The organism is Tissierella praeacuta (genome assembly GCF_040396155.1).
Classification (GTDB): Bacteria; Bacillota; Clostridia; order Tissierellales; family Tissierellaceae; genus Tissierella; species Tissierella praeacuta_A.
Genome location: NZ_JBEBOY010000009.1, coordinates 26,521 through 38,387, shown reverse-complemented (window position 1 = coordinate 38,387; position 11,867 = coordinate 26,521). Strand labels below are relative to the sequence as shown.

Below are 11,867 nucleotides of genomic sequence, written 5' to 3'. Positions count from 1 at the left end.
TCACCTATCGTATCTATGTATTTTTTCAAAGGCCTTATAATAAAGCCATGTAAGAAGAAAAGATATTAAAGTTATCAACATATTATATACCATAGCATATGGCCTATTTGTAAGTACTGGATTGTTATATTCAATAAAGGCTTGTACAGGCAGTGCCTTAGGTTGTGTTGGTCCTAATAATAATGGTACCTCATATGCCCCAAAGGAAAATGCAAAGATAATAATAAAGGATGAAAAAACTGAGGGCATAATAAGTGGTAAAAGTACATAAAAGAATACCTGTCTTTTATTTGCTCCTAGATTCGCTGCTGCATCAGATAATTTATTACTGACCTTTCCTAATATTGTATAAGTTGTAAGGGCAACAAAAGGTATTTCCTTCCATAGATAGGTTATTATTATACCTATTCCATTCTTCTCATATAGAATAGACGGAAACTGGCTGCTTTCAGTAAGCAAGCCAGTTCCATATAAAATTCGTGGAATTATCCCTGTTTGGGATAAAATATTATAGATAAGAAGTACAGAAACTATATGGGGTACTATTACAGGCACCCTATATAGAGATTCTAGTATCTCTTTTCTCCCTTTAACTTGAAGAATTGCATAGGAAAGTAAAACTCCTAATATTATTGCTACAATAGATGAAGTCAGAGAAGTATAGAGACTAAACCCTAAAGAAGATAAAAATCCCTTACTAGTTAACACATCTTTATAATAACTTAATGTAAATTTAGTTAAACCAACTGCCTTAAAATACCCTAAGCTTTGTATAAGTCCCATTATTATTCCCAAAATAAAAATAGTAATTAAGACAAAAAGTATGGGACATAGCAATAAATATGGTTTTATCTTTTCTTTCAAATTACTCACCTTCACCCGGTATCTCTTCCATCCAAATTTTTTCAATTATTGGAACTAAATCTGCTGGCATTTCTGGAATTCTATGTTCTAATAATATATCTTGAGGTAAAGTTGCATCTCCTAATTCTATAGAATCTAATCTATTCTTTTCTTCTTGGCTTAATTTATCATTATCTAATACTGGTAGATCTCCCCATGTAGCTGGCTCATACTTTGTAGCTTGAGATTCTACATTTAATATATAATTAATTAAAGCCATAGCCCCTTCTTTATTTTGAGCATTAAATGGTATAGCTAGGAAATGAGTATTTCCAATGGTTCCCCTATCAAATATAAATGTTCTAGTAGATTCCTTATATTCTCCTGTTGCAACCTTTCCTGATGCTGAATTTGGATTATAAGTCATAGTCATCCAAACTTCTCCATCTGCATACATATTATCAAGAAGCGGAGCATCTCCTGGGTAAGTCTTTCCTTCCTTCCATAAATAAGGCTTTAACTCCTTTAGATATTCAATAGCCGGTTCTATAGCTTTCCTTACAGTATCTTCATCTGCCTCCATGTCCATAAATTGTTCATATCCCACTATATCACATATTATATTTCTAACAAAAGCAGAACCTGTAAAGTCTGGTAATGCTGGATAAGTAAATTTACCTGGGTTTTTCTTTGCCCATTCTAATAATTCTTTATGATCAACTGGAGTCTTATCTATCTTTTCACTATCATATACCATTACCATTTGAGCTTTTCCATAAGGTGCCTCATATCCTTCAACTGGATAACCAAAATCATATTTTACATCTGGTGAATCCTTATCTACATATTGATTGAAATTTGGTAACTTGTCAGTGAATGGTCCAAATAATAGATTATTCTCCTTAGCAGTAAAGAAGTTTTCTCCGTTAATCCATACCACATCTATATTTCCTTTTTCCACATTTAATTGTTTTTCATTTAAAAGGCTGTTTAGTATTTCATCTATATTCATTCCAACTCTTTTTACAGTAATATCATAATCCTTTTTAACGTTTTCTGATAAATAACCATCTATCCATGAGTTAGTTTGTTGACTACCACCCCAACCATAGAAGGTAACAGTAGTTCCCCTTGCTGCTTCAAGCATCGCTTCAAAGTCTTTATCTAATATGTTCTCTTCACTAACTTGTCCCTCGTTAACTTGTCCTTGTATAACTTCATCTTTGTCAATTGGCTTTGTACTACATCCAACTAAATTAAATATTAAAAGTCCTGATAATATAAGTAATAATAATCTTCTCTTATTCATTTACCTTATCTCCTTTTTCTTGAAATATTTTTTTCATTATAAAAGATATTACAAATAATCCTATTAGTAACCCTATTGAAATGTAAAAATCTTTACTGCCAAATACTGTAGTCTTATCTCCAAGATTTGTATATACTATGATACCTGGCAATGAACCAATGGTTGTAGCTAAAGCAAAATCTTTGAATTTTACATCTGATAATCCTGCACTATAACTAACTATCTTAAATGGGAATAGAGGAATCAATCTTAACATTAAAATTAAAAAAAATCCACTGTTCTTTTTATCAAATAAAACTAAGTCCTTCTTTATAATCTTCTTTACTACTTGCTGCCCTAGTTTCCTAGATATATAGAATGATATCGCAGCTCCAATTATTGAGCCTATTGTAGTAAGTACAGTTCCCCAAAATAATCCAAATATCATACCACCTGCAATTACCAATACTGAGTCTGGAAATAATAATAAAGGTAATGATGATAATAATGCTAAATAAATAACTGGTGCCATAATCCCCTTACTCTGAATAAATTCCTTAATCTCTTTTGGACCATAGCCTTTAAAAACATTAAATTTATTGATTAACAAAGCTATAGCTATTATCAATCCAGCTGTCAATATCCACTTTAATAAATCTCGTTTATCCTTCACTATTTCACTTCCCTATATTCTTTCCTCTATATCTATTAAACCATTTTGTCATTAACTCTTGATTCTTCTGTTCCATATCTTGAAAACTTTCATTAAATAATAAATCAAGTATATGATAAGACTTCTTACCACCTCTACGCATAGATTCTACACATTCTTGACAGTAGGTAATTATACATTCTGTTTCTGCTTCTTGAGCCCTTCTCATAGTATGATCATTAGCTAGTTGATTTTGAGTAACCGCTACCATGCCCCCAGAACCACAGCAAAGAGTTTTCCCCTTATTATGTTTCATTTCTTCTATTTTAAATCCTAATTCATTGATTATATTTCTAACTGAATTATGTATTGTATCTACGTCCCTAGTAGGACAAGGATCGTGTATAGTAAATTTTTGATCTAAACATTTTCCAATACCTTTTCTGCTATCTGGAATTCCCACATTATCTAATGCTTCCCATAAAGTAACTACTTCTATTTCCTTACTATTATTTCCTATGGTCATATAGCAATTTTGACATCCTGTTATTATTCTTTTTATATTTTTATCTTTAAATTCTCTTTCAAGAATAGAATAATACTCTTTAAATTTATCATCTTTTCCCATAAAAGCTGTTGGTTTTCCACAACATTTAGTATATATTCCGATTCCATCTATTTTCGTTCTAAGATAATTATATGTATTTTCTACTATCTTTGGACTATAAGAAAGAAGTCCACATCCAGGAAAGAATATAGTGTCTGATTGTAGATTTTGGATATCAGATGTAAATAGATTAGAAAAACTAAGTTTCTGATGTAGTTCCACTCCTCCCAGATTAAGTTCTTTAGGCAATTTACCATTATTATTTTTTACTACATCCCTTCTTAGTTCTAGAAATAAATTCTTCAAATCTACTTCCTTTGGACATACTTTTGTACAATATCCACATAGCATACATGAATATGGCAAAATATGATCAAAATTTCCACTATCTTTAAGTTCATTTAACAATTTCTTTGGAGAATCGCAGAACTTATCTAACATTGGGCAGCCTTCCATACAAAGCTTGCATCCAATACATTTTCCTTCTTCTTCATTTATTATTTTAATAGTTTTACCTGCTATTTTCATTTATTACACCCTTTTTTATTTAAGAATGAAAGGCTTGTTCCATAGGAATCAACCCTCTCATTCTTTCTAATTAATTGTCTCTTTTATTTTTCTCATCCCATATTCTCTTGATTAGAAATCCTAATGCACCAGCTGCAAATAATATGAATAGACCAGTAACAAATGTCCTTACACCACCTGTTAATTTCTCACCTGCATAGGAATAAATAACCGTTGCAGGAAGCTGCCCAATTCCTGTTGCCCAAAAAAATGACCATAAACTCATTGAAGTCAGTCCTGCAGCATAGCTGACTATATCAAAAGATATAAATGGTAAAAGCCTAGCTATTAATATTGCATAATTACCATATTTATCAAAAAAACTGTCTATTTCTTCTAAAGCAAATTTAGATGTTAATTTTTCAACTGTATTTCTTCCATATATTCTAGCTATATAAAAACATAATATAGCACCTGCCATGGAGGATATCCAAGAAAGAATCGCTCCCTTAACCCATCCAAATAATCCTGCGTTGGCAAAGGTAATTAAAAAAGCTGGTAATGGTGCAGCTACTGATTGAAATACCATAAGTAAAAATGATATAATCGGTGCCCATATTCCAAAGGAAAGTATATATCCCTTTATTGTATTTACATCTAACATGCTAAATATGAATATAACCTTCTTTATAGTATTCCTAACTGGAGCAACAAAAAAATATATCCCTATTAATCCCAATACCACACTTAATTTCAGCCATGTGGACTTTTTCATATTCTTCAAAATATCAACGACCTTCCTAAAAAGATATATTTATTCTCCAGAAATTATTTATAATCCATAGACTTTATTTTTTATTTCACTACTTCTAAATCAGAACTTCCTGACCAACTATAAAAACTAGCATCATAGTTCCTTGCTCTATCATAACCCATCATAGTTAACACTATTTGCATATGAGCAGAACGAATACCTGCAGTACAATATGTTACTATTTCATCATCTTTATTAATTCCATTAGCATCAAGTATATCTTTTATTTCCTTTGCTGTTTTCAAAGTTCCATCTTTGTTTAAAAATTCATTAAAAGGTATATTAATAGCTCCTGGTAAATGTCCCCCTTTAGGTTCACCAAAGTTAGTAGCTCCATTATATTCATCTTTCCCTCTAACGTCAATTATTACAAATTTATCTAAATTACTTGCTAATTCTTCAGTATCTATATTTGTTTTATTATCTAGTGATTCTATTGTAACAGTTGCAGGAGTTGGTACCACATCATCCTTAGATACTTCATAGCCCTTTGATTTCCAGAAATCAAATCCTCCATCTAAGATCTTCGTATTATTAAATCCTGCCATTCTTAGCATCCATAATATCCTTCCATCTTCTCCCCATCCATCTGGTGAAGTTGTATATACTACTATTTCTTTGTCTTTAGTTATTCCATATTTAGATAGTTTTTCAGATAAATCCTTTGGCTCAAGAACTGTTCCCCAGTTAGAGTCTTTACCAGGTGTACCTTCCATATTTGCAAACTCCTGCCACATAACAGCTATGGCTCCTGGTATATGTCCTTTTTTATGCGTGTCTGCTCCCCTAGCATCTAATATTAGGAAATTTTCTTTTCCCATATTTTCTTTTAACCAATCAGCATTTACTACATAACTATTATCTACAAATTCAACAGCTTCTTCCGTTTCTTCATTTACTGGTTCTTCTTGTTCTTCAACTGGAGTTTGTTGCTGATTTCCTTCATCCTTTATATCTTTTTTATTTGAGCATCCACTAACTATTAATGTTAAAGCTAAAATAATTGTCAGTATAAACTTTAATCTTTTCAACTAAATCACTCCTTCTATATTATATCTATTTTTAATCATCGCTTAAATTTTAACATACGCAATAATTTAAATAAAATTAAGTTTGTCTATATCTCCTATTTATATATAAATATTATCTATATATTTTATAGCCATTAAACCAGCATTCTTAAATAATTCTCTCAACACATTGACATTTATCTATATATAGTAATATAATAACATATAGATAAATATCTATATGTTATTATAAAGAAAGGATGTGAAGATATGAATGTATCTTACTCAGATTATGCATTGCTTTTAAAAGCATTAGGAGATGAAACTAGGATTAAAATTTTTCATATGCTATCTCAAGGAGAGTTATGTGCTTGCAATTTATTAGAAGAATTTAATATTACACAGCCTACCCTTTCTTATCATATGAAAACGTTATGCGAATCGGGACTTGTTAATGGAAGAAAGGATGGTATATGGATGAAATACTCTATTAATAAAGATGCACTGAAATTGTTAAAAGACTTATTTAGTGATATAGATGAGCATATGAAAAAATCTGACAACAAGTTAAATAATATTGAGAGGAGTTGATATATATGGTTATTTTAAAATGGTTAAATGCACAGTTACTTAAAATGGAATGGCTTTTTAATTTAATTAGACTTCTTGTAGAGAATGTCTTTAATCTAAGTATTGAAAGTAGACTAGGCGGGAGTATTCATTTTTTTATCTATGATGTAATTAAAATATTTATATTGCTTTCAGTATTAATATTCACAATCTCTTATATTCAATCTTTCTTCCCACCAGAAAGGACTAGAAAGATACTAGGTAGATATAAGGGAATCACGGGAAGTATCTTAGCCGCATTACTTGGTACAGTTACACCATTTTGCTCATGCTCTTCTATTCCATTATTTATTGGTTTTACTAGTGCAGGGCTTCCTATTGGAACAACATTTTCATTTTTAATATCGTCGCCACTAGTGGATTTAGCATCCATTATTTTACTGGCTAGTATATTTAATTGGAAAATAGCCATAGCATATGTTGTAGTCGGAGTAATCCTTGCTGTAGTTAGTGGAACTATTATAAGTAAATTAAAGCTAGAAAAGTATGTAGAATCATTTGTATTTAACAATCCAGTTTTAGATATTGCAGAACAAGAATTAAGCATTAAAGATAGAGTAAATTTTGCTAAAGAACAAGTATTAGATATTATAAAAAAGGTATGGTTATATATTTTAATAGGTGTTGGAGTTGGAGCTGCTATTCACAACTATATTCCTGAGACCTTTATATCAACAATACTTGGTAAAGATAAATGGTATTCCGTAATAATAGCAACTTTTGTAGGTATACCTATGTATGCAGATATATTCGGTACATTGCCTATTGCAGAAGCATTAGTATTAAAAGGAGTGGGATTAGGAACCGCTCTATCTTTTATGATGGGCGTAACAGCTCTTTCGCTCCCTTCAATAATCATGCTTTCTAAGGTCGTTAAGAAAAAACTTTTAGGTATATTTATTGGTTTAGTTACTTTGGGAATACTTTTAATAGGATATGCTTTTAATATATTCGGATATTTATTTATATAATAAAATATTCTTACTATTGAATGATAGATTCTTAGTTAAAAAAGTCTAAACTAAAAGCTGACTTCTATACAATATAAAAGTCAGCTTTTAATCTTTATTCATATTCATATCTGTGATAATAATAACCTATATAATCGTCTATTGAAAATAATAATTCTTTAAATATAGCTCAATTATTTCTTTTACTTTGTTAATATTTTTTTTATTTCCTTTACTGATGGAACTTTACCCATCACTTTAATTTGTCCATCTATTATTAAAGTGGGTGTAGTCATAACACCATATTTAACAATCTCTATTAATTCTTCTACTTTTTCTATTTGAGCATTTATATCTAATTCTTTAATAGCTATATTCAAGTTTTTTTCTATTTCATCACATTTGGAACAACCAGATCCTAAGATTTTTATTATCATTTCATATTCTCCTTTATCTATACCTCAATTTTATTTTTGTCTGTTCATATTTGCTAGTTCAATGTATTTTGCTGCTGCTTTACTTTTTTCAATATCAGATTTTAAAATTGGATAATTCTCCACATTATCAATTATTATCCTAAGTATATCTTCAAACAATCTATCTTCTATATTTAAAGAATAGAAAGTATACTGTTCCTTTCTTTCATCTTTTACTAATCCCATATCTCTAAGCCTAGTAAGATGTTTTGATACATTAGGTTGAGATATACCAGTAATGCCGCAAATCTGGCATACACAAAACTCATTATGAAATAAAAGTACCATTATTCTAAGCCTTGTTTCATCAGAAAGCAATTTAAAATAATTCAATAACTGGTCCATTAAATCATTCCTTTTCTTATCTTAATTTCATTTCTTCCCCTACTACTTCTTCCCAAGTATTAAATATTGGTCTAATTATCTGTGGTCCTATTTTAGATATGATTACTAATTCAGATATATTTTCACCCTTATCTGTTGACTTATAGTCTATAGTTTTATTTACTACATCTACTTGATTCCATCCATCTTCTAATTTAAAGAATCCCTTTATTCTATAACTATCTTTCTTTATAATATCTAAAAACTGAGTAAGTTTTTCTTTTGTTACTTCTCCTTCATAGGTCAAAGTTAAAGTCTTTGGCTTGTTCTCAGGAGTGTTAGTAGTGTCTTCTACACCAAGCCAATCTTCTTCTAACAGATCCTTTTCTAAAAAATTATAGTTTATCTTTCCATTTATAGATTCTACAATATCTACTCTTTCATTTATCTCTCTGATCTTTGCTTTAACTTCATTAAGCTTATTATCATCTATTAAGTCTATCTTAGATAAAATCACTAGATGAGCAAATTTAAGCTGCCTTTCTACAGTCTCTATATCCTTTACTTGCTCCAAGAAATTCAAACCATCTACTATACAAATAGCTCCACTATAATCATATACATCCCCTTTTGCAACCTTCACAGCTTCTAAGAATTCTCCTATATTAGATGGGTCAGCGAGACCTGAACTTTCAACAATAACATATTCCATATTTCTATCTGCCATTTCCACTAATGCCGATACAAAAGAAAGCTGTAAACAAGAGCAGAATATTGAACCTCTATTTATTTCTACAAGCTCCATACCTTCTTTTTGAATTATGGTTCCATCTATTCCTACCTTACCAAACTCATTCATTATAACTGCCACTTTCTTACCTTCTAAATCATTAAGAACATTAGTTAAGAAAGTAGTTTTCCCTGCCCCTAAAAACCCTGTAAGTAAATATAACTTTGTTTTATTTTCCATAATATATGCCTCCTTAAAGATTATTATATACTTATATGCCTATATGGGTATATGTCTATAATGTTATATTACTTCAGATTATTTTATTTGTCAATAAATCTATAAACTAAAAATGATTTTATTTATATTTATAGATTGTTTTATCATATAGATTATTATCTATTAAAAATTATTATGATTATATTGAAACCTTATATTGACAACGTTATTACTTATGAATATAATAGCTATATAGACATATATCTATATAGGAGTGATTAAATGAAAATTGATTATGAAGGAAACTCAAAAATTATTAAAGCTTTATCTGATCCAAAAAGACTTCAAATACTTGATATATTATCTTGTGGTGAAATGTGTGCTTGTGACATACTAGAACATTTCGATTTTTCTCAGCCTACACTTTCACATCATATGAAGGTTCTAATGGAATCTAATTTAGTAAATATTAGAAAAGACGGTTTATGGAGTCATTATTCTTTAAATTTAATTGAATGTAACAAAATTATTTTATTTCTAATGAATCTTATAACGGATACAGAAGATTGTATTTGTAAAGATATAGGTAAATGCAATTGCAAATAAATAATGGGAGTGAATTAAATATGAAAAAAATGGTAATCTTTGACCCAGCTATGTGCTGTACAACAGGAGTATGTGGCCCATCTGTTGATAAGGAACTTTTAAGAGTTGCAACTATTATTAACAGATTAGAAAAAAAGGGGATATTAGTTGAAAGACATAATTTAACCAACAATCCTCAAATATTTGTAGATAATAAAATAGTAAACAAGATGTTAAATGATGAAGGTGTAGATGTTCTTCCTATTACAATAGTTGATGGGGAAGTAGTAAAAACAAAGGAATATCCAACCAATGAGGAGCTTATAAAAATGTTAGAGGTACCAAAGGAATATATCCTGTCTGAAATAGGAGCCAGAAAAGCTAAAAAACAAAACAATAATTGTTGTGGAGGAAAAGGATGTTGTTAAATAGTTAAGGAGGGATATAGTGTTTAAAGATTTCGATTTAAAAGATATAGATTTAACAAAATATTTATTTTTTACTGGAAAAGGTGGCGTTGGAAAAACCTCAACTGCCTGCGCTATTGCAGTTGCTTTAGCTGATGAAGGTAAAAGAATTATGCTTATCAGTACTGATCCCGCTTCAAACCTTCAAGATGTATTTGAGACGGAATTAAATAATAAAGGTGTATCTATAGAAGATATCCCTAATCTAGTAGTAGCAAATTTTGACCCAGAGGATGCTGCTGCTGAATATAGAGAATCTGTATTATCACCATATAGAGGTAAGCTACCAGAAGTTGTACTGAAAAATATGGAAGAACAACTTTCTGGTTCATGTACAGTTGAAATAGCTGCCTTCAATGAATTTTCTGGCTTTATAACTGATGAAAAAGCAGCTGAAGAATATGACCATATTATATTTGATACTGCACCAACAGGTCATACACTAAGGATGCTTCAACTCCCATCAGCATGGACTAATTTCATTAGTGAAAGTACCCATGGTGCATCATGCTTAGGGCAATTATCAGGGCTTGAAGCTAAAAAGGAAGTCTATAGAAATGCAGTAGAGAATCTAGCAGACAAAGAAAAAACTACACTTATATTAATATCTCGACCTGAAGTATCAGCTTTAAAGGAAGCTGATAGAGCCTCTAATGAGTTAAAAGATATCGGCATAAATAATCAACTCCTAGTAATTAATGGAGTCCTTAGAGCTCATGATGATTATCTTTCTAATGCTATTTTTGACAAACAACAAAATGCATTAAAAGAACTGCCAGAAGGACTTAAGAATATTGAAATTTATAAAATTCCATTAAGACCTTATAATATGACTGGTTTAGAAAATCTGAGAGCATTTTTCAAAAGTGATAATATTAAATACAATAATGATAAATTAACCGTTGATAATATCCCCTCACTTAATATTATAATAGAAGATTTATATAGAAAAAATAAAAAGATTATCTTTACTATGGGTAAAGGTGGAGTTGGTAAAACTACAATAGCTGCTACTATTGCAGTTGAATTGGCTAAGAGGGGAAAGAAGGTTCATTTGACAACAACTGATCCTGCAGCACATTTAAACTTTGTTATAGATGAAAGTTACGGAATTACTATAAGTAGTATAGATGAAAAGAAAGAGCTAAAAAGATATCAAGAAGAAGTACTAAGTAAAGCAAGGGAAACCATGACTGATGATGATATTGCTTATGTTGAAGAAGATTTAAGATCTCCTTGCACTCAAGAAATTGCAGTATTTAGAGCCTTTGCTGAAATAGTAGAACGTTCAGAAAATGAAGTAGTAGTCATCGATACAGCCCCAACAGGTCATACTTTGCTATTATTAGAGTCCACGCAAAGCTATAATAGAGAAATTGCACGAACACAAGGAGATATTCCTGAATCAGTTAAGAAACTATTGCCTAAGTTAAGAGATGGTAATCAAACTGAAGTTATAATAGTTACACTTGCTGAAACTACTCCAGTTCATGAAGCTATGGGGTTACAGGAAGACTTGAATAGAGCTGGTATCTATAGTAAATGGTGGGTAATTAACTCAAGCTTCTATGCAACTAATACAACTAATGAAATATTAAAAGTAAAAGCAAGTAATGAAGTGCAATGGATCAATAAGGTAAATGAAATATCTGAAGGAAATTTTGCAGTAATTAAGTGGATTCCAGAAGAAGTAAAAGGTGAAAATCTAAGTAAGCTCTTAAAATAGAGCTTACTTGATTCAAGTTAGTAATTTCATATGAAAGGA

At 30.3% G+C, this 11,867-nt stretch carries 14 protein-coding genes; 5 read left to right on the top strand and 9 right to left on the bottom strand.

The window, feature by feature from the left end; all coding sequences use genetic code 11:
• The 6 genes from ABWP20_RS06450 to ABWP20_RS06425 form a co-directional block, all read right to left on the bottom strand.
• Complete coding sequence (locus ABWP20_RS06450) at positions 1–864, bottom strand: ABC transporter permease (RefSeq protein ID WP_353094878.1); 864 nt, start codon at positions 862–864, stop codon at positions 1–3.
• Position 865: 1 nt separating this feature from the next.
• Complete coding sequence (locus ABWP20_RS06445) at positions 866–2,152, bottom strand: ABC transporter substrate-binding protein (protein WP_353094876.1); 1,287 nt, start codon at positions 2,150–2,152, stop codon at positions 866–868.
• Positions 2,145–2,804, bottom strand: a complete 660-nt coding sequence (locus ABWP20_RS06440; RefSeq protein ID WP_353094874.1) for a TVP38/TMEM64 family protein — start codon at positions 2,802–2,804, stop codon at positions 2,145–2,147. Before ABWP20_RS06440 ends, ABWP20_RS06445 begins: the two co-directional genes overlap by 8 nt.
• A 4-nt stretch (positions 2,805–2,808) precedes the next feature.
• On the bottom strand, positions 2,809–3,918 hold the full coding sequence (locus tag ABWP20_RS06435; protein ID WP_353094872.1) for a (Fe-S)-binding protein: 1,110 nt from the start codon (positions 3,916–3,918) through the stop codon (positions 2,809–2,811).
• Between the two features lie 70 nt (positions 3,919–3,988).
• On the bottom strand, positions 3,989–4,672 hold the full coding sequence (locus tag ABWP20_RS06430; protein ID WP_353095031.1) for a TVP38/TMEM64 family protein: 684 nt from the start codon (positions 4,670–4,672) through the stop codon (positions 3,989–3,991).
• Between the two features lie 80 nt (positions 4,673–4,752).
• On the bottom strand, positions 4,753–5,742 hold the full coding sequence (locus ABWP20_RS06425; RefSeq protein ID WP_353094870.1) for a sulfurtransferase: 990 nt from the start codon (positions 5,740–5,742) through the stop codon (positions 4,753–4,755).
• A gap of 249 nt (positions 5,743–5,991) precedes the next feature.
• Here ABWP20_RS06425 and ABWP20_RS06420 point away from each other — a divergent pair, with 249 nt between their 5' ends.
• The gene (locus tag ABWP20_RS06420; RefSeq protein WP_353094868.1) at positions 5,992–6,312 is read left to right on the top strand and encodes an ArsR/SmtB family transcription factor; all 321 of its coding nucleotides are present in this window, start codon (positions 5,992–5,994) and stop codon (positions 6,310–6,312) included.
• A 5-nt stretch (positions 6,313–6,317) separates the two neighbouring features.
• Positions 6,318–7,322 carry a permease gene (locus tag ABWP20_RS06415; RefSeq protein ID WP_353094866.1) on the top strand — a complete coding sequence of 335 codons (1,005 nt, stop codon included), beginning with the start codon at positions 6,318–6,320 and terminating at the stop codon, positions 7,320–7,322.
• Positions 7,323–7,504: 182 nt separating this feature from the next.
• On the opposite strand, the gene ABWP20_RS06410 is transcribed toward ABWP20_RS06415, so the two are convergent.
• From ABWP20_RS06410 to ABWP20_RS06400, 3 genes are read right to left on the bottom strand one after another with little or no spacing between them, the layout of a single operon-like run.
• Complete coding sequence (locus ABWP20_RS06410; protein ID WP_353094864.1) at positions 7,505–7,738, bottom strand: thioredoxin family protein; 234 nt, start codon at positions 7,736–7,738, stop codon at positions 7,505–7,507.
• A 30-nt stretch (positions 7,739–7,768) separates the two neighbouring features.
• Positions 7,769–8,122: an ArsR/SmtB family transcription factor gene (locus ABWP20_RS06405; RefSeq protein ID WP_353094862.1), complete on the bottom strand. Its 354-nt coding sequence runs from the start codon at positions 8,120–8,122 to the stop codon at positions 7,769–7,771.
• Positions 8,123–8,138: 16 nt separating this feature from the next.
• A complete protein-coding gene (locus ABWP20_RS06400; RefSeq protein WP_353094860.1) occupies positions 8,139–9,071 on the bottom strand; it encodes a CobW family GTP-binding protein in 933 nt (310 codons plus the stop codon).
• A 261-nt stretch (positions 9,072–9,332) separates the two neighbouring features.
• Here ABWP20_RS06400 and ABWP20_RS06395 point away from each other — a divergent pair, with 261 nt between their 5' ends.
• Genes ABWP20_RS06395 through arsA form a run of 3 tightly spaced genes read left to right on the top strand, consistent with a single transcriptional unit; the run spans position 9,333 to position 11,828 of the window.
• The gene (locus ABWP20_RS06395; RefSeq protein ID WP_503012515.1) at positions 9,333–9,656 is read left to right on the top strand and encodes an ArsR/SmtB family transcription factor; all 324 of its coding nucleotides are present in this window, start codon (positions 9,333–9,335) and stop codon (positions 9,654–9,656) included.
• A 20-nt stretch (positions 9,657–9,676) separates the two neighbouring features.
• Positions 9,677–10,063: an arsenite efflux transporter metallochaperone ArsD gene (arsD, locus tag ABWP20_RS06390; RefSeq protein WP_353094858.1), complete on the top strand. Its 387-nt coding sequence runs from the start codon at positions 9,677–9,679 to the stop codon at positions 10,061–10,063.
• Between the two features lie 19 nt (positions 10,064–10,082).
• Positions 10,083–11,828 carry an arsenical pump-driving ATPase gene (gene arsA, locus ABWP20_RS06385; RefSeq protein ID WP_353094856.1) on the top strand — a complete coding sequence of 582 codons (1,746 nt, stop codon included), beginning with the start codon at positions 10,083–10,085 and terminating at the stop codon, positions 11,826–11,828.
• The last annotated feature ends 39 nt before the right edge of the window (positions 11,829–11,867 follow it).

Excerpts from the sequence above, each read along its gene's own strand:
- ABWP20_RS06445 (WP_353094876.1), bottom strand. The coding sequence starts at position 2,152 with ATGAATAAGAGAAGATTATTATTACTTATATTATCAGGACTTTTAATA.
- ABWP20_RS06435 (WP_353094872.1), bottom strand. The coding sequence starts at position 3,918 with ATGAAAATAGCAGGTAAAACTATTAAAATAATAAATGAAGAAGAAGGA.
- ABWP20_RS06430 (WP_353095031.1), bottom strand. The coding sequence starts at position 4,672 with ATGAAAAAGTCCACATGGCTGAAATTAAGTGTGGTATTGGGATTAATA.
- ABWP20_RS06420 (WP_353094868.1), top strand. The coding sequence starts at position 5,992 with ATGAATGTATCTTACTCAGATTATGCATTGCTTTTAAAAGCATTAGGA.
- ABWP20_RS06415 (WP_353094866.1), top strand. The coding sequence starts at position 6,318 with ATGGTTATTTTAAAATGGTTAAATGCACAGTTACTTAAAATGGAATGG.
- ABWP20_RS06410 (WP_353094864.1), bottom strand. The coding sequence starts at position 7,738 with ATGATAATAAAAATCTTAGGATCTGGTTGTTCCAAATGTGATGAAATA.
- ABWP20_RS06405 (WP_353094862.1), bottom strand. The coding sequence starts at position 8,122 with ATGGACCAGTTATTGAATTATTTTAAATTGCTTTCTGATGAAACAAGG.
- ABWP20_RS06400 (WP_353094860.1), bottom strand. The coding sequence starts at position 9,071 with ATGGAAAATAAAACAAAGTTATATTTACTTACAGGGTTTTTAGGGGCA.
- ABWP20_RS06395 (WP_503012515.1), top strand. The coding sequence starts at position 9,333 with ATGAAAATTGATTATGAAGGAAACTCAAAAATTATTAAAGCTTTATCT.
- arsD (WP_353094858.1), top strand. The coding sequence starts at position 9,677 with ATGAAAAAAATGGTAATCTTTGACCCAGCTATGTGCTGTACAACAGGA.